The organism is Polaromonas sp. P3_C2 (genome assembly GCF_056402675.1).
The window spans coordinates 1-16,704 of sequence record NZ_JBFUGX010000018.1 but is presented as its reverse complement, the minus strand read 5'-3'; the positions used below and the strand labels follow the sequence as shown (position 1 = coordinate 16,704).

Sequence of the window (16,704 nt, the reverse complement as noted above, 5' to 3'; positions counted from 1 at the left end):
GTCGATATGCGTCTTGAAAAACTCGGGGGTTCCCCCGAGCGCGACCTGCCCCACTTGCGCGAATTCGGCTTTGGTCGCAGGTGCCTGCAACCAGTTGTTGATCTCACGGTTCAGGCGCAGGATCACGGGCCGAGGCGTGCCCGTCGGTGCCACAATGCCGCCCCATGCCACCACCTCGAAGCCTGCAATGCCCGCCTCTTCCATGGTCGGCACATTGGGCAGCAGCGCCGAGCGACGTTTACTGGTAACCGCGAGCGGACGCACCTTGCCCGACTGGATCGCGCCCACCATGGACGGCAGGTTGTCAAACATGAAGTCGATCTGCCCGCCGATCAGGTCGGTCTGCGCCTGCGGGGCCCCGCGGTAGGGAATGTGGCTGAAGCTGATGCCGGCTTTTTCCTTGAGGATTTCGCCGCTGAGGTGACTGGTGGTGCCGTTGCCGCCGGAACCCATGGTCAGATTGCCCGGGTGGCTCTTGGCATAGATGACCAGTTCACGCACCGAGGCGATGGGCAGGCCATGGCGGACCACCAGCACATTGGGCACCTGCGAGAGCACGGCCACCGGCGCCAGGTCTTTATCGGGGTTGTAGGGCATCTTGGAAATCAGGCTGCGGTTGATGGCCATGGTCACGATATTGCCGAAGCCCAGCGTATAGCCGTCGGGCTTGGCGGTGGCCACCGCCTGCATGGCAATGGTGCCTGCCGCGCCGGGGCGGTTCTCGACGATCACCGCTTGTTTGAGTTTGTCCTGAAGGTAGTAGGCCAGTTTTCGGCTGGTCTGGTCGGGCGTGCCGCCGGCGGCCGAGGGCACGATCAGTTTGATAGGCTGGGTGGCGGGCCAATCCGCCGCCAGGGCGGTGCCAGCCAGCGTGGCCGCCGCCAGCAGCAGTACAAGGCGCGCTTGAAATTTCGACATCTGTGACTCCAACTTCTGTTCTTGAGGGGCCGCCCACTGCGGCGCCCTGAATATCTGACATGCGCGCCGGCCTGTCCAACGGAATAAACGCATACCCCCCTGCATTTATTTCATGCCTGCATAGCCTTTTTCATTGCGGGCGAACGGATGCCATGCCAATAATGGCCGTAACCGCCATGAAATATCCAACGCAGCGCCACCTGCCCTCCATCGTCAACCTCAACACCTTCGAGGTGATTGCACGGCGCTTGAGCATCACTGCCGCAGCCGATGAACTGGGTCTGACGCAAAGCGCGGTGAGCCGCCAGCTATCGGACCTGGAGGGCTTTGTCGGCGTTGCACTGTGCCGGCGCACAACTAGCGGGATGGAGCTGACGGTTGACGGTGCCAGCTACCTGCGGCGGGTGCGAACTCTGCTGGACGAGCTGGAGTCAGCGACCATCGCCGCGTCCATGGGCTCCATGCCAGGCAAGATACTGCGGCTGTCCGTGCCCACCACCTTTGGCACGCTGTGGGCCATGCCACGGCTGTGCGCCTTCGCCATCGCGCACCGGCAGATCCAGCTGGACGTGGCCACGCATACCGGGCCCATCAGCATGCGCGACTCGGGGCTGGACGCGGCCATCGTCTACTGCGAAGGGCCGGAGCCCGGCTGCGTGGCCGACCTGCTACACCCCCTGCACTCCTTTCCTCTTGCGGCGCCCACGCTGAGCCGGCTGGCGGCGCCGCTGACGGGCACACAAATGGCAGCGCTGCCCTTGCTGCACCAGAGCATGGTGCCCAACTCATGGCCGGCCTACCTGCGGCAGCTGGGCGCGTCTGTAGAAGTCCCGATGCCGGGTGCCCACTACGGTCTGCTGTCGCTTGCATTGACGGCAGCGGAGGCCGGTCTGGGTGTCGCATTGGCGCCGGACTATGTGAGCGCATCGGCGCTGCAGACCGGGCGCCTGGTCAAGCTGAATGACAAGCCCTTTATTTCGCCGCGCAGTTACTTTCTGGTGACGACGAACGAGCGCGCCAAGGCGCCCGTAATCCAATCACTGCGCCAGTGGTTGACGAGCCAGTCGCCGCCTGCCCCTTGAGGCTCCGGCGGTGGCCAGCTGAATGAGGCGGAGGCGGCGTGGGCCAGGAGACTGATCAACGCGCAAAGTTGCCGCTCCAGGCCAATCACACCAGAGACGCCGGAGAGTGCGATGGGCCAAGTTACAAATTCCGTCGAAGTCCACCTCAATGGTGAGGACCCCAGGGGCCTTCCCAAAGTGGCATCGCCGGGTTCGTACCCAGCGTGCGTTTTGCCTCGGCCCTGGTTTTGGCCGCGTTAACCGGTTTGACATTGTGGTCCGGCACACGCAGGGTTTGCGTTTGGCTGACTGGACTGACCGGGCGGTCGGCGGCAGCGTCTGAGGCATGTAGGCCGGTTGTGGTGAAAGCGRCCGCCAAGCCGACAGATGCAAGGGGTCGCATGATAAGGGCCAACATTTGAAGCCTTCCGTAGTGAATTGTCGTCACTGCAGGACAGCATGCAAAGGACGTGCCAGAACTCCGGCCATCGTGTTTCACCGTCACGGCATACCGCCAAGGCTGGTGATCCGCTGCCCGGGATCGCAGCGGCCCAGGACACATTTCCCTCGTATAGGGTCAAAGCTTCAGCGTCAGCCGCCTCCAGGCGCCTTCGAGCTGATCCTGCACCAGCGCCCCGCCGTCAAAGCTAAGCGGGCGTTGCTCTGTTGCCGGCAACAGCAAGACCAGGTTGTCTTGCACAGGCGGCTGTGCGCCCTCACGGAACACCGCGATGCGCAGGCCTTGCTCGGTGCAATCAACACGCAGGCGCCACTGCCCATAAGCACCGCTACGCCAGGCCTGGCTATGGCCGTCGTCTTCAAAACAGCTTGCTTCGAAACTTCCCGCACCCTGATGGGGAAAGACCTGGAAGCCGCGCAGATCTTCGACCGCTGCGAAATGGATTTCTCCCAGATTCAGCGGTATGGCGCAGCCTTCGCGTGCCAGCAATGGGGGCGGACCATCCAGCGGCGCATTCAGCGTGATCCGCTGGCCGGCTTTCACGTACCGCGCGGTGTGCGCCTCGTACCAACCGCCGGTGCCGGGCAGCCACACGCGGCGCTCGGTCTGGCCGGGCTCGACCACCGAGGCCACCAGCAAATGTGCGCCCAGCAGCATGTCGTCGTTTTCTTCCAGGCAGTGCGTGTCTTCCGGGAAGTCGTGGTACGTCGGCCGGATGATGGGTTCGTAGGCGCGGTGGTAACGCCACACCAGGTCATACAGGTAAGGCATGAGCCGGTAGCGCAGGCGGATCAACTCGCGCACCTGGGGCGTGACCTCGGGGTACATCCAGGGCTCATTGACGGTTCCGTCGTCGTTCCATGAGTGGATGCTGAAGCGCGGCAGGAAGATGCCGTGCTGCACCCAGCGCAGCAGCAACTCGGGCCCCGGCGCAGGACCGGAAAAACCGCCTATGTCGTGCCCGGTGTTGGACACGCCCGACATCGCCAGGCCCAGGCCCATGCGGATGTTGTAGCGCAGCGTTTCCCAGGCCGTGTAGTTGTCGCCCGACCAGGTCTGCACATAGCGCTGCATGCCGGCGGCGCCTGAGCGCGACACCAGGTAGGGCCGCTCCGCGGGCGCGAACTCGGACTGCGCGGCGTGCGATGCCTGCATCATCAGCAGGGTCTGCAGCGGGCGCACCTCGCGCGCGGGACGCGGCGCGCCGAAACCGTGGGCCAGCGCCTTGTCGCTCCAGATCTCGTATTCGTTGTTGTCATTCCAGGTGGCGGGGATGCCGTATTCGAGCAGCTGCTCAGTCACCTGCTTCTTCCACCAAGCGATGGTCTTGGGGTTGGTGAAGTCAAGGTAGGCGCCTGTGCCGTCCCAGAACTGTATGGCGGTGGGCTGGCCATCCGGGTCGTTGACAAGAAGGCCAGCCTGGCGGGCTTCCTCGAAACGCGGATGGTCGCGCAACAGCGCGGGCTTGATGTTCGGCACCAGGCGCACGCCGCGGTCGAGGTAGCTCTGCACGAAGACCGCAGGGTCGGGAAACTTCTCGCGGTTCCAGTTGAAGACGTAGCGGCCCGGGCCAATGGAGGTGTAGCCCGACGACAGGTGGAACGAGTCGCAGGGAATGTCGTGCTCTTCACAGCGTTCAAGGAACTCGCCCATGCGCTCCTGGGCATTGGGCGCGTCGGTGTAGCTCATGGTCGAGCCTGAATAACCCAGCGCGTAGCGCGGCGGGAAGATGGGCCGGCCGGTGAGCCAGGTGTAGCGGCGCGTGATGGCGGCCGGGTCGTCACCGGCGATGTAATACAGATCCAGGTCACCGTGGTCGGCCACAAAGTAACGGTAGTGGCCGTGGTAGTTGTCCATCTCGCGGCCCATGTCGAAGCTGCAATCGGACAAGGTGTCGTAGAACAAACCGAAACACAGGCCGGCGTCTTTTTCACCACCTTTGCGCGTGATGTAGAACGGGATGTGCTTGTACAGCGGGTCGGTGCTGCGTGCGCTGTAGCCCATGGGGTCGAGGTTGCACATGCGGTAGCGCTGGCCGGCACGGTTGGCGTCGCCGGCGCGCTCGCCCAGGCCGAAGTAGGCTTCGCCGCGTTCGCGCTGCAGGTAGTGGTAGACCTTTTCGTCCCACCAGCCGAAGTTGTAGCTCTGCGTGGAACGGTCGGCGGCGGTGGCCTGCCAGCGGCCCTGTTGCCGGCTTTCCCAGCGGCAAAAGAAGCCTTCGAGCGCGATGGTCAGGCGCACGGCGCCTGTGGTGATCTGTAGTTGTGAGCCCTCTTCCTTGAGTTCGAATGCGGGCAGCGAAAAGCCGCTCACGTCGAAGCGGTCGCGGCCTTCAACGGGCAAGTTTTCAAGTCCAGGCGCCACGGTCCAGCTGCGCGGCATCTGCAGCCGTCCTTGCGGCAGCACCAGCACACGAACGATGTCTTCTTCGAGCACCCAGATGTGGGCCGTGGCGCCACTGGTGCTGTTCAGGACGAGGTGGTTGCCGCTGCGCGATTGCAGGGCGAAAGTGGGAGCTTGGTCAAGGCGCATGGTCGGCTGGTCAATGTTTCGTGTGGCGCAGGTTCAAAGACGCAAGCCGTTCTGGTCGAAGAAATGCAGGTGCTCCGAAGGTGCGGTCACCTTGACGGTGTCGCCGCGCTGGATGTTGGTCTGCCCGCTCAGGATGATTTCAAAAGGCGCGTCAGGCACCACGTGGCCATGCAGAATGCTGGTACTTCCCAGTTGCTCGACCTGCGACACCTTCATCTGCAGCGGGCCGTCGTTGGACAGTTGCGCATGTTCGGGCCGGATGCCCACGGTGTGGGCTCCGGGCCTGGCGCCAGGCATCTGCGCCACCGGCACGAAATTCATGCGCGGGCTGCCGATGAAGCCGGCCACGAACTGGTTGCAGGGCTGGTTATACAGCTCCAGCGGCGAGCCAACCTGCTCGATGCGGCCGGCGCGCAGCACCACGATCTTGTCGGCCATGGTCATGGCCTCGACCTGGTCGTGGGTGACGTAAATCATGGTCGCGCCCAAGCGGGCGTGCAGGTCACGGATCTCGGCGCGCATGGAAACGCGCAGTTCAGCATCGAGGTTGGACAGCGGCTCGTCGAACAGGAAAAGCTTGGGTTCGCGCACGATGGAGCGACCTATGGCTACGCGCTGGCGCTGGCCGCCGGAGAGCTGGGTGGGTTTGCGCTGCAGCAGCGGCGTGAGCTGCAGCATGGCGGCGGCGGCGTTGACCTTGCTTTCGATGACCGGCCTGGCCACACCCAGGTTCTCCAGGCCGAAGGCCATGTTGTCGTAGACGCTCATGTGCGGGTACAGCGCATACGACTGGAACACCATGGAGCAGCCGCGGTGCGCAGCGCTCACGTCATTGACACGCTTGCCGTCGATGCAGATGTCGCCGCTGCTGGCGGGCTCCAGCCCCGAGATGATTCGCAGCAACGTGGATTTTCCGCAGCCCGAGGGGCCGACGAAGACCACAAATTCACCGTCGGAAACGGTCAGGTCTACGCCATGGATGATGGTGATTTTGTCAAAGGTTTTGACGACACTGGCAAGTTCAAGAGTGGCCACGGAGAGTCCTCGGTTTATTTGACGCCGGCGCTGGCAATGCCGGTGGCGATGTATTTCTGCAGAAAGGCAAAGACCAGGGTGATCGGAATCAGGGTGATCACGGTCATCGCCAGCAGGTAGTGCCACTGCGTGTTGAGTTCGCCCTGGAAGGCGTTGAGCGCGAGCTGCAAGGTGAAGTGCTCCGACTTGGACAACACGATCAGCGGCCAGAGAAAATCGTTCCAGCGCCACATGAACGAGAAAATGGCCAGCACCGCCATGGCCGGCGCAGCCAGGGGCAGGATGATCTTCCAGTAGATACGCCACTCGCTGGCGTTGTCCATGCGGGCGGCCTCGAGCAGCTCGTCAGGAATGGTCAGCATGTATTGGCGCAGCAGGAACACGCCCGTGGGCGTGGCCACCGCGGGCAGGATCACGCCCCAGAGGTTGTTCAAGAGGTTCAGTTCCGAGATCACCAGAAAAGCCGGCACCAAAATGATGGTGGGCGGAATCATCAGCGTGGCGATGATCAGCACAAACACCGTCTTTTGCCCGGTGAACTGGTACTTGGACAGCGCGAAGGCCGCCATCGAATTGAACAGCAGCGTGAGGATGGTCGCTACCACGGTGATGAACACGCTGTTCCAAAGGTAAGTGCCGAAGGCGAACTTGCCGAACAGCTCGGTGTAGTTGCCGCCGGCAAACTTGAGTTCATTCACCGGTTTGCGGTCGTTGATGTTCACGCGCAGTTCGGTCTGCGGCGCCGCGGGGTCGACCATGGTGGCGACCAGGCCGATGCGGCGCACCTGGGCCAGTTCGCGGATGTTGCCCTGCTCATCCTTGGCGCGGAACAGCGGCAGGGGCTTGTCGTAACCGGTCACCACGGCTTCTTTCTGGCTGTAGGGCAGAAAGGTCGGCGGGAACTGGCTCAGCGCGCTTTCGGTCTTGAACGACGACATCACGAGCCACAGCACAGGGCCGAACATCACGATGAGGCCTGCCAGCAGGTAGGCGTAGGAGACCCAGTCGGTCCAATGCAGGCGGGTGCCGCCGTGCTTGTGACCCTGGGTACGGGTAAAGAAATTGGCCATCGCTTTTTCCTTACTTCCTGATTTTTCCGGCCTCGCCGGCTTTGGACAGCCGCAGCTGCGCGAGCGTCAGGGCCATCAGGCCGGCGGCCAGGATCAGCGAGGCCGCGGCAGCCAGGCCAYACAGGTGGATCTGTTCGGCAAAACCGGTCTGGTAGATGTACTGCACGATGAAGGTGGTGGCCGAGCCCGGGCCGCCGCCGGTGAGCACAAACACCTCGTCAAAGCTCTGCACCGCGCGGATCATCACCAGCACCAGCACCACGATCAGGTTGGGCATGAGCAGCGGCAGCGTGATGCGCCTGAGCACACGCCACGGCGGCGCGGCGTCCATCTCGGCGGCTTCGTAAACGTCTTTCGGGATGGCCTGCAGGCCGGCCAGCAGAATGAGTGTGTAAAAGCCCATGTGGGCCCAGATGGATACCACCACCACCCAGAAAAATGCCCAGTGCCGGTCCAGCAACCAGTCCATCGGTGAGGCGCCCATGGCCACTAGGCCGGCATTGAACACGCCCTGGCTTTGCAGCAGCCATTTCCAGATCAGCGCCACCACCACCGGCGACAGCAGCACCGGGTAGAAAAACACGCCACGCCAAAAGCCGCGGCCTATGATTTTCCGGTTCAGCACCAGGGCCGTGACCAGCGAGAAGAACACCATCAAGGCCACCTGGATCAGGCTGAACTTCACCGTGTTGGCGATGGAGCGCCAGAAGATGTCGGTGCGGCAGGTCTGCAGGTCGGTGTAGTCGCGGCATTCAAGCAGGATGGCGAAGTTCTCCAGCCCGGTGAAAGGCCGTTGCGTGGGCAGAAGGTTCACCCCGCCGGTCACCGCATACACCAGGTTCACCACGATGGGCAAAAAGGTGAAGAGGCTGATCACCACCAGGTTGGGCCCGACAAAGAGCCAGCCTATGCGCGAAGCACCCAGCCATCTCTGGCCCAGCCGGAAAACCGGCTCGAACAGGTTGAACAAAAAGCCCAGGAAAGCTGAGAAAACCGACATACCGACTCCGATCTATGTATGACGCCACCAGCACATTGCCTTACGCCAGGTACACCGCGGAACTGGCTCCGCCAGGCCGCAGGTGTCGCCCCCTGCAAGGGGGGAGGCGCGCACGAAGTGCGCGCCACGGGGGTGTGCCTATTTTTCGGCTTGTTTTACCGCTTCGGCCATGTCGGTGCCGATCTTGGTCACGGCCTCGTCCACGCTGATTTCTCCCACGATGGCCTGAGTGACCCGGGTCACGGTCGGCAGCATCAGGGCGCGGTTGTACTTGTAGCCTTGCAGCGCGTAGGCCGGCGGCGCGATGGTGGCGGTGCCGCTGCTGAACACACCCAGCGCGGCCTGTGCCGCAGGGCCGGCAGTCGGATAGCTCACGCCTTTTTTGGCCACGCCGGCATGGGCCGGGATGTTGTTGGTGCGTGAGGCGAATTCAGCGACGTTGGCTTCCTGCGCCATGAAATCCAGGAAGCGGCCCACTTCCTTCGGGGACTTGGTGGTCTTCAGCGCCACCCAGGCCGCGCCGCCGGGCATGCCCGAGCAGGCGGCGGGACCGCAGGGGTTGGGCACGGCGACCCAGTCGAAGGCGTTGCCGATTTCTTTTTGCATGCGGTTGATCTGCCATGAACCCGACAGGATCATCACCACGCGGCCGTTCTTGAACTCGCCCACCGCGTCGGCATAGCTGGAGCCGCCCGAGCCGCCCCAGACGTCTTTGAGCATGGTGCCGTCCTTGTGCCAGGCAACGAACTTGCCCACGGCGGTCTTGTAGCCGGCATCCACCGTGAGGTTTCCCTTGACGTCGAAAATCTTCGCGCCATAGCTGACGGCGGGGCCGGCGAAGCGGTGGCCCGAACGGTCCCAGGCCATGGCGGCCGGGGTCTGCGTGGCCTTGGCCACCTTGCGCGCCGCGTCGGCCCACTCTTCCCAGGTGGCCTTGGGGCCGGGCATGGGCACCTTGGCCTGCTCGAACAAGGTCTTGTTGACGAAGGGGCCGGTCATGGTCATCTGCGACAGGAAACCATAAATGCCCTTGTCGCCCGCCTTGTTGCGCATCCAGGGCAAGGTGCTGCCGAAGTTGTCTTCCCAGTACTTGCGGTCCTTCACATGGGCGCTGATGTCGATGTAGTTCTTCGACAGGCCGCCAATTTCGGCGACACGCGCGATGTCGGGTCCCTGCCCCGCCGCGAGCTGCACGGGCAGCTGCTCTACCACCGTCTTGTAGGGCACCACGTCAAGGATCACCTTGGCGCCAGCGTTCTGGGCTTCATAACGCTTGATGAGGTCGGCCGTGACATCGCATTCATTGCCGTCCTGGTAGCACATGACGCGAATGTCGGCGAAGGCGCTGGTGGCCAGCGTGGCGACGGCGGCACCCAGGAGGCCGGCGCGCGTGGCACGCCTGGCGAGAAAACGAAGCTGGAAGTTCATGGTTGTCTCTTTCTGGAAAAAGGAAGGATGGGGCCGATCGGTCGTCGGCTTCAGGAATGCGCGCCGGCCGCCGGCGCAGGGAACGCCCAGGCCGCATGGCTGGGATGGGTGACCGCGGCGCTGGGATCGCCGCGATCAACTCGAGCGAGCAGCGTCGGCAGGGGCTTGCCGCGGCTGTGCGTGCTGCTGGAGGTGAAAACCATGTCGTCCTGTGCCGTTGTGTTGCGATCGTTGGCGGTTTTGGCTATTATGGCAAACGTTTGCCAACCATTGGCAATCGTTTGCCATACTTGTCAGTCGCGGCTTTCTCGGTTATATGTTTTGTCTTGGCACGCACTGATCGCGCCGCCGGTCGGCCACCTGCCCTCGCCTCTTGGCCCCTTGTTTTCCCAAAATACGACCCATCGATGCTTCGCTTTCCACTCGCCGGACTCCCGCCTCGCCATTCGCGTGTCCCGCCTTCGCGCCAACCCAACATTCGCTGCGGCGTCCAGACCCGGYAGGCCTGCCGCCCGCACCGATGACCGACGACACCCCGCGCAGGCGCAAGGGCGTCGGCCCGGTTTCGCTGAGCGAAGTCGCCGTGCAGGCCRGCGTCTCAATCTCCACCGTCTCGCGCATCGTGAACGGCGAGACCCGGCGGGCTTCGCCGGAAACGCTGGCGCGCGTGCGCGAGGCGATCAAGACCGTGGGCTACCACCCCAACCAGCTTGGACGCGCGCTACGCAACCGTGAGAGCCGCCTGGTCGCGATGCTGGCCGCCAACCTCGACAACCCGGTGATGGCCACGCTGGCCGCCTCCACCGAGGCCGCGCTGCGCGAGGCCGGCTACACGATGATCCTGTGTGACACGCACGACCGGCCGGAGCTGCAGGACGACTATCTCAACGCCATGCGTTCGCAGGTCGTGCAAGGCTACGTGATGGTCGCGGCTCAGCCCAGTGCCGGCCTGCGCGACTTCGTGGAGCGCGGTGCGCCTATGGTCTTCGTGAGCCGGCGCAGCCCGTTCGGCACATGTTCCTTCGTGGGGCCGGACAACCTGGCGGCCGGCGCCGCCGCCGCAGACTACCTGCTCGACCGCGGCGTCGACGCGCCGGCCGTGGTATTTCCGTCGCGCGGATCGWCCACGACCAGGGAACGCGTGCAGGGCTTCTGCGAGCGGGCCGGCACCAGAGGCTTGTCAACCGACCGGATCCGACGGGTAGAGGCCCCGGGCATCTCGCACCTGGAAATCGGCTACGCCGCCGGGGCCCAGTTCGCGGCGCCCGGCGCCTGGCCGCGTGGCGCGATGTGCATCAGCGACCAGGTCGCCTATGGCCTGCACCGCATGGCCCGCGAGAGCGGGATCCGGGTGCCCGGCRACTGCGAGCTGGTCGGCATCGACGGCAACCCGATCAATGCCTGGCTTGCCCCGTGGCTCACCTCGGTCGAAATTCCGCATCAGGATTTCGGACCGGTCATCGTGGACCTGATGCTGAGCCTGTGGGGCGGCGAAGCACCACGCGAACGCCTCATGCCGCACCGCATGGCGGCTGCGCTCGAGACCTGAAACCGRCCAGGCCTGCGCCGGATGCGTCACGCGCCGGGTTTAGGTCTTTTCCAGATCACGCCGTCCACCAGGTAGTGATGGAAATTCACGGTGAAATGCAAAATGAATACGGTGGGCAGGCCCAGCCAGATCAGTTGCCGGCCGGCCACCGACAGCGCTTCGTACATCACCGCGCCCAGCACCAGGCATACGGCGAGGTATTTGGCCGCATTTTTGAACGGCTTCACCGGGCGCTGAATGTCCTGGCTGCCGATGGATCGTTGGCCGTCCGCGCCCGGCAACTGCGCATCACGGCGCACATTCTGCAGCCATACAAACTGCAGGTATTGCAGGTTGTGCCAGATATTGACGACCAGCCAACCCGACGTGATGTCCGTGACCCACAGGTAGGCGACTGCGGTGACAAGCAGGTGCGACGCTACAAACAGGCTGTGCCCCGCGTTGAGCCGCCCGGCCAGCGCAAGGCGCACCTGCCGGTACGCCCACCATGCGCATACCAGCACAGCGGCGATGCCTGTTGCGCCAGTCAACGCGGCGTCGACAGGCGGCAGGTAGATGGGATAACCATAAAAAGAGTCGGGTGCCGTTGTACACCGGTGCATCAGGCCCCAAAGCGGAAAGAGGTAGATCAGGCTTTCCGACAAACGATCCGGGCCCGCTGCTTGCGGGTCGGCCCTTCTGTACGCCCTTGAAATGCCGAAGGACTGCCGGGTGACATGGTAGGTCTGGGCTATGAAGTACAAGGTGAACAGGCCACCCAGCTCATAGGCTAGTGCCACCATCGTGACCCCGGCAAGCACGATGAGCGGCAAACCAAAAATCAGGAACCAGTGCTTTTTAACGCGGGCTTTATCAAACCCGACCCGGGTGTAGGTTGCAATGACATGGGGGTTGGCAAACAACCAGATATCCACCAGCACCACCGCCACAAACATCGCCGGCGAGATCGTCGCCAAAGCGCCCAGAGCAAACGCGATACCCACTGTGCCAAAGAGAAACAGCCTGTCAAACCACGGCCCATGGAGAAACGGGCCATGAGTACCTGCGCCAACAGACAGGCGCAGGCTCATGTCACAACCATAGGAAGCGGAGGCGGGCGGGGTGAGCCCAATGGGGCGGATTTTGGCGGCCGGATGAACTGGGTTCTTGGCCGAAGATACCGTTCCGTGGCCGCCTTCGTTTGATCGTAGGCGCTGTTGAGGCCGGCTTCAAACCGCGCAGCCAGTGTCAACCTGCCGGACACGGCGGACAAACCCGCGGGCGGCAATGCCTGATAGGGGTCATACACCGACCTTGTCTCGCACGGGTAACAAAAGCCGTCGCTGTCAAACTGGCTCGCGATTTGAATCGAATAAACCACACCGGCGGGTTTATCGCCGTCAACCGGAAAAGAAAATGCCAGAACGGAATCAGCCGCATCGGCGGCAGGATTGCTGTCGCGCAACAGAATGAACCCGGAATCCGTGAAGGCACGGACCACCTCCCGCTTCAGATCCGGCAATTTGACCTTGGCGTAAGAGTTGTCGTAACCCGGACGGTTACGCTCCCCGCTCCACATGTTTTTGTAATCAAACCCGTGCTGGGGATCCAGGTAATCCCGGGATTTGCTTTTGATTGACGCATACGCTTGGTCGATATCAGAATAGAGCCGGCTGCTGAGATCGTATTGAGCCATCCATGGCAGTTTCCCCATGTCCCTCTCGTTCAGTATTCGCCCCCTTCGCAAGAAGCAATTCATGCATTTGTTCTTGACAATGGTGCCGTCAACCTTGAATTCAAAAATCATGGTTCCGGATTTGCCGTTCTTATCCATGGGATAAGAGAACTGAAAGACCGTGCTGTCATCCGCATCTTTTCTTTTAGCAAGCAGGGAAAAATTGAATTCCGAAAATGAATCAACCAGCATTTGATTCAAATGATCCGCCCTGATATTGCGGTAGATCGCCACGGGAAATGCGTGCGGCACCCAAGGATCTATTGTTACGACGGGTTTTGCAACTGGCTGGCTGCTTGAAATGGAAAAACATCCAAGTCCCAGGATCAATGCCAAAAAAACTGCAATTCTGGACAACATTTTCAGTACTCCCCCGTTGGCGTTATCCATGGATTAAACATCATGGCCGTCTTCCATCAAGAGGAGTTTTATCTCGATTGGATGCCACATTGAATCCAATTCACCGAACGCCAGCAATTTTGGCCATGAAAAAAGCGCCTGAAGAGGCGCTTTTTTATGGATGCGGCCGGGAGCCGCATCAGCAAAACCAGCTCAACCCTGGTGGGGGCGCTTGCCTGGGTTCTTTTTGCTGCGGGTGTGCGAACCGCGCTCCAGGCTGATCTTCTGGCCGCGGCCGGTCGTGATGGTGTAGCCCTTGGGAGGGACTGGCTTGGGGGCGCAGATGTCGGCTTCGACTCTGATTTTCTTGGGCATGGAAGACTCCGGGTTAAAAATGGCGTAGCCCGTGATTTTAAGCCACTCCGGGGCTGCAGGCCTCCGCCGGGCTTATCAGGCGTACAAGGCGACCGGCGCCTGCTCCCGGACGCACTGTGTTTGGGCCGCCGCCAGCGTGCGCGCCACGGGCTCCCAGGTGCTGGCGTAGGCGGGCAGCGCGTCGGGCGCAAAGGCGGTATGCGGCCAGTCGGAGCCCCAGACCAGGCGCCGGCCGAACAGCCCCGCAACCTTGCGGATGACCTCGTCCAGCGCCTCATACGGCGCTTGCACGCCCAGGCGGTACCAGCCCGAAAGCTTGACCCAGGCGCCCTGGGCGGCGAGTTGCTCCAGTGCCCGCCAGGCCGGGTGATCCGGAGGAATGCCGGCGTGCATGCCGGCGAGGTGATCCAGCACCGCCGGCACCGGGCTGGCCGCATGCAGGGCCGCGATCACGGGCAGGTCTTGCGGTGCCGCATACCACTGCACATGCCAGCCCAGCGCGCGCAGGCGCGGCGCCAGGGCCTGGAAGCTGTCCCGGGCGCCGTCACCCTCCCCGGCCTTGAGGCTGTCCCCGACGGGAGACACTAGGTTAAAGCGCACACCGCGCACGCCGAGCGCATGCATGGCCTGCAGCGCCGCATCGTCGATGGAAGGCGGCAGCACCACCACACCGCGATGCCGCCCGCCACCGGCACGCAAGGCGTCCAGCAACACCGTGTTGTCGGTGCCGTAGACGCTGGGCTGCACCAGCACCAGGTGGCCGAAGCCATGGCTTTGGGCCAGTTGCTCGATGTCCGCCAGCGGCCGGTGCGCGGGCTGGTAATGGCCCGGCGCGACAGCCGCAGCGGCGTCAAAGACGTGGACGTGGCTGTCCCAGCCGGGCGCCACCGGGTCAGGCGTGGAACTCTGCACCGCTTAACCCGTGGTGATCTTGCGGTCTTTGATGATGCGGCCCCATTTGAGCTGCTGGGCCTTGAGGAAAGCCTGCGTCAGCGCTTCAGGGCCCTCGGGGAAGGCTTCGCCGCTCAGGCTGCGGATACGGCCCAGCACTTCGGGGTCGGCCATGGTCTTGCGGATAGCGGCGATCAGCGCAGCTTTGGACTTGGCGTCTATACCAGCTGGGGCCAGCACCGGGTTCCACTCGAGCACCTCATAAGCCGGCACGCCGGCTTCTTCCATGGTCGGCATGTCGGGCAGCGAGCGCGTGCGGCGCCGGCTGGTCACCGCCAGCGGGCGCAGCCGGCCCGACTGGATCTGCCCCAACGAGGAGGCCACGTTGGCGAAGAACAGCGGCACCTGGCCAGCCATCACGTCGTTCATGGCCGGGCCGCCGCCGCGGTAAGGCACGTGCACCAGCTTCACGCCGGCCAGGTCTTCAAACAGCGCACCGGCAAGGTGCTGGGCCGAACCGTTGCCGGAGGAGGCATAGGCGATCTGCCCGGGTTTGGCCTTGGCCAGGCGTATCAGGTCCTTGACGCTTTTGGCCTCAAAACCGGGCGTGCACACCAGCACGTTGGGGAACTGCGCCAGCACGGCCAGTGGCGCGAACGCCGTGTCGGTGTCGTAGGGCAGCTTGGGATAAAGCGCGGGATTGACGGCGAAGGACGAGGCATCGACCAGCAACTGCGTGCCGTCGGGCGCGGCGCGCGCCACCTGTGTCGCGGCGATCTGGCCGCCGGCGCCGGGTTTGTTGTCGACCAGCACGGTCTGGCCCAGGAACTCGGCCATGCGCGGCGCGATCAGCCGCGCCATCAGGTCGGCGCCGCCGCCCGCGGCATAGGACACGACCAGCGTGATCGGCTTGCCGCCGGCGATCTGGCCCGCGGCATGGGCGGCAAAGGCCCAAGGTGCGGCGACGGCCGCGCCCGCGGCCTGCAGCACGAGGCGGCGCGAGCGGTTCAGGGGTTGCGCTTTGCTTGCAGGGTGGTTGCTTGGGTGTGACATGGTTTTCTCCGATTTCGGGGGGTGTTCAAGGGACGTTCAGGTGATGGTGACGGTGTAGTGAAAAGCGTGGGCGTCGCCCCGCGTGTAGCGCACTTCGACGCAATGGCCGGCCAGGTCGTAGGCGCAGCGCGTGACCAGCGCACAGGGATGGCCGGCCGACAGGGCCAGGTGGCCGGCCTGCGCCGCCGTCAGCGCGCCGAAGCCGATTTCATCGACCGCGCGGGCCACGTGCACGCCGCAGCGTTCGGCAAACATCGGGTAGAGCAGGTCGCCCCAGCTGCCGGTATCGCTCTCGACGAGCTCGGCAAACAGGGCCGGGGGCAGCCAGATTTCCTCATAAACACAGGGCTGGCCCGAGAGCGACCGCACGCGTTGCAGCCGCAGCGCCATATCGCCGCGTGCCAGGCCCAGGCGCCGTGCCACCTCGGCGGGCGCGACCAGCAGCCGGCGCGAAACGATGTGCGAGGCCGGCACTTCACCCGTGCCCTCGCCGAAGCGGAAAAACCGCATCATGGTGCCGCCCGTCATGCCTGCGCGCACAAAGGTGCCGCGGCCATGGATGCGCTCTATCAGCCCCTGGTCGGCCAGCAGTTCCAGCGCGCGGCGCAGCGTGCCCAAGGCCACGCCGTGTTCGGCGGCCAGGGTCTGCTCGGCCGGCAAAGCGCTGCCCGGCGGCCATTCGCCCGCCACCACGCGTGCGCGCAAGGCGGCGGCCAGGGCGGCGTAACGGCTTTGGCCCGGTTCGGCGGGCACCACGGTCAATGAAGGGCTTGCTGGAATGGCCATAATTGATCTAGTCCTATAGATGACTAGATCATGTCATGCATCCAGACTTTTGTTTCCTAGGGTTTACACGGAGCGCTGCGGCCCATAAAAAAGGCGGCACCCATCGGGCGCCGCCTTGCGCGGAAAAGCGTGAACCGTTTATTCGATGGTCGCGCCGGAAGTCTGCACGATGCCCTTCCACTTCACATAGTCGGTCTTAAGCAGGCTGGAGAACTGCTCGGGCGTCATGTTCTGCACTTCGGCGCCCTGGGCGTGGATGGCGGCCTTCATCTCGGGCGTGGCCAGCAGCTTGTTGACCTCGGCATTGACGGTGGCGACGATGTCCTTGGAAGTGCCGGCCGGCATGAAGAGGCCGTACCAGGTGCTGACGTCAAAGTCCTTGTAGCCCAGTTCGGCCACCGTGGGCACGTCCGGCAGCGAGGTGCTGCGGCGGGCCGAGGTGACGGCCAGCGGGCGCAGCTTGCCCGACTTGATCTGGGCAATGGCCGAGGGC

Annotated in this window: 16 protein-coding genes; 2 read left to right on the top strand and 14 right to left on the bottom strand. The window is 63.7% G+C overall.

The genetic code is table 11. From position 1 onward, the window contains the following. Nucleotides 1-918: Bug family tripartite tricarboxylate transporter substrate binding protein (locus AC1DWI_RS01870; protein ID WP_477724299.1), on the bottom strand; the 918-nt coding region annotated here is incomplete at its 3' end. Nucleotides 919-1,094: 176 nt separating this feature from the next. Between AC1DWI_RS01870 and AC1DWI_RS01865 the strand changes: the two genes are divergently transcribed. Beyond that, nucleotides 1,095-2,000 (top strand): LysR substrate-binding domain-containing protein, encoded by a 906-nt coding sequence (locus AC1DWI_RS01865; protein WP_477668573.1) that lies wholly within the window; start codon nt 1,095-1,097, stop codon nt 1,998-2,000. Nucleotides 2,001-2,556: 556 nt separating this feature from the next. Here AC1DWI_RS01865 and AC1DWI_RS01860 read toward each other — a convergent pair. From AC1DWI_RS01860 to AC1DWI_RS01835, 6 genes are all read right to left on the bottom strand, one after another. Then, nucleotides 2,557-4,971 carry a TIM-barrel domain-containing protein gene (locus AC1DWI_RS01860; protein WP_477668574.1) on the bottom strand — a complete coding sequence of 805 codons (2,415 nt, stop codon included), beginning with the start codon at nt 4,969-4,971 and terminating at the stop codon, nt 2,557-2,559. Between the two features lie 33 nt (nt 4,972-5,004). Continuing rightward, nucleotides 5,005-6,006 (bottom strand): ABC transporter ATP-binding protein, encoded by a 1,002-nt coding sequence (locus tag AC1DWI_RS01855; protein ID WP_477668575.1) that lies wholly within the window; start codon nt 6,004-6,006, stop codon nt 5,005-5,007. A 14-nt stretch (nt 6,007-6,020) separates the two neighbouring features. Next, nucleotides 6,021-7,076, bottom strand: coding sequence for a carbohydrate ABC transporter permease (locus tag AC1DWI_RS01850; RefSeq protein WP_477668576.1), 1,056 nt, complete (start codon nt 7,074-7,076; stop codon nt 6,021-6,023). A 10-nt stretch (nt 7,077-7,086) separates the two neighbouring features. Then, the gene (locus AC1DWI_RS01845) at nt 7,087-8,076 is read right to left on the bottom strand and encodes a carbohydrate ABC transporter permease (protein WP_477724298.1); all 990 of its coding nucleotides are present in this window, start codon (nt 8,074-8,076) and stop codon (nt 7,087-7,089) included. A gap of 138 nt (nt 8,077-8,214) precedes the next feature. Next, a complete protein-coding gene (locus AC1DWI_RS01840) occupies nt 8,215-9,504 on the bottom strand; it encodes an ABC transporter substrate-binding protein (RefSeq protein WP_477668578.1) in 1,290 nt (429 codons plus the stop codon). Between the two features lie 50 nt (nt 9,505-9,554). Further along, nucleotides 9,555-9,707, bottom strand: coding sequence for a hypothetical protein (locus AC1DWI_RS01835; protein ID WP_477668579.1), 153 nt, complete (start codon nt 9,705-9,707; stop codon nt 9,555-9,557). Between the two features lie 317 nt (nt 9,708-10,024). On the opposite strand from AC1DWI_RS01835, the gene AC1DWI_RS01830 reads away from it, so the two are divergent. Beyond that, nucleotides 10,025-11,053 (top strand): LacI family DNA-binding transcriptional regulator, encoded by a 1,029-nt coding sequence (locus tag AC1DWI_RS01830; protein ID WP_477724297.1) that lies wholly within the window; start codon nt 10,025-10,027, stop codon nt 11,051-11,053. Between the two features lie 26 nt (nt 11,054-11,079). Here the strand turns inward: AC1DWI_RS01830 and AC1DWI_RS01825 are convergent, their stop codons facing one another. The 7 genes from AC1DWI_RS01825 to AC1DWI_RS01795 all read right to left on the bottom strand — a co-directional run. Next, nucleotides 11,080-12,123 carry a hypothetical protein gene (locus tag AC1DWI_RS01825; protein ID WP_477668581.1) on the bottom strand — a complete coding sequence of 348 codons (1,044 nt, stop codon included), beginning with the start codon at nt 12,121-12,123 and terminating at the stop codon, nt 11,080-11,082. Further along, the gene (locus AC1DWI_RS01820; RefSeq protein ID WP_477668582.1) at nt 12,120-13,157 is read right to left on the bottom strand and encodes a hypothetical protein; all 1,038 of its coding nucleotides are present in this window, start codon (nt 13,155-13,157) and stop codon (nt 12,120-12,122) included. Before AC1DWI_RS01820 ends, AC1DWI_RS01825 begins: the two co-directional genes overlap by 4 nt. A gap of 162 nt (nt 13,158-13,319) precedes the next feature. After that, complete coding sequence (locus AC1DWI_RS01815) at nt 13,320-13,481, bottom strand: hypothetical protein (RefSeq protein WP_007863796.1); 162 nt, start codon at nt 13,479-13,481, stop codon at nt 13,320-13,322. 75 nt (nt 13,482-13,556) lie between these two features. Beyond that, complete coding sequence (locus AC1DWI_RS01810) at nt 13,557-14,393, bottom strand: amidohydrolase family protein (RefSeq protein WP_477668583.1); 837 nt, start codon at nt 14,391-14,393, stop codon at nt 13,557-13,559. Between the two features lie 3 nt (nt 14,394-14,396). Further along, the gene (locus AC1DWI_RS01805; RefSeq protein ID WP_477668584.1) at nt 14,397-15,425 is read right to left on the bottom strand and encodes a tripartite tricarboxylate transporter substrate binding protein; all 1,029 of its coding nucleotides are present in this window, start codon (nt 15,423-15,425) and stop codon (nt 14,397-14,399) included. Between the two features lie 36 nt (nt 15,426-15,461). Beyond that, nucleotides 15,462-16,211 (bottom strand): GntR family transcriptional regulator, encoded by a 750-nt coding sequence (locus AC1DWI_RS01800; protein WP_477668585.1) that lies wholly within the window; start codon nt 16,209-16,211, stop codon nt 15,462-15,464. A gap of 138 nt (nt 16,212-16,349) precedes the next feature. Next, nucleotides 16,350-16,704, bottom strand: a 355-nt coding sequence (locus tag AC1DWI_RS01795) for a Bug family tripartite tricarboxylate transporter substrate binding protein (RefSeq protein WP_477724296.1), incomplete at its 5' end; no start/stop codon positions are given.

Bases quoted from the DNA above. Each gene is read 5' to 3' on its own strand.
- AC1DWI_RS01835 (WP_477668579.1), bottom strand. From the start codon at position 9,707: ATGGTTTTCACCTCCAGCAGCACGCACAGCCGCGGCAAGCCCCTGCCG.
- AC1DWI_RS01825 (WP_477668581.1), bottom strand. From the start codon at position 12,123: ATGAGCCTGCGCCTGTCTGTTGGCGCAGGTACTCATGGCCCGTTTCTC.
- AC1DWI_RS01800 (WP_477668585.1), bottom strand. From the start codon at position 16,211: ATGGCCATTCCAGCAAGCCCTTCATTGACCGTGGTGCCCGCCGAACCG.
- AC1DWI_RS01805 (WP_477668584.1), bottom strand. From the start codon at position 15,425: ATGTCACACCCAAGCAACCACCCTGCAAGCAAAGCGCAACCCCTGAAC.
- AC1DWI_RS01850 (WP_477668576.1), bottom strand. From the start codon at position 7,076: ATGGCCAATTTCTTTACCCGTACCCAGGGTCACAAGCACGGCGGCACC.
- AC1DWI_RS01840 (WP_477668578.1), bottom strand. From the start codon at position 9,504: ATGAACTTCCAGCTTCGTTTTCTCGCCAGGCGTGCCACGCGCGCCGGC.
- AC1DWI_RS01865 (WP_477668573.1), top strand. From the start codon at position 1,095: ATGAAATATCCAACGCAGCGCCACCTGCCCTCCATCGTCAACCTCAAC.
- AC1DWI_RS01815 (WP_007863796.1), bottom strand. From the start codon at position 13,481: ATGCCCAAGAAAATCAGAGTCGAAGCCGACATCTGCGCCCCCAAGCCA.
- AC1DWI_RS01820 (WP_477668582.1), bottom strand. From the start codon at position 13,157: ATGGATAACGCCAACGGGGGAGTACTGAAAATGTTGTCCAGAATTGCA.
- AC1DWI_RS01860 (WP_477668574.1), bottom strand. From the start codon at position 4,971: ATGCGCCTTGACCAAGCTCCCACTTTCGCCCTGCAATCGCGCAGCGGC.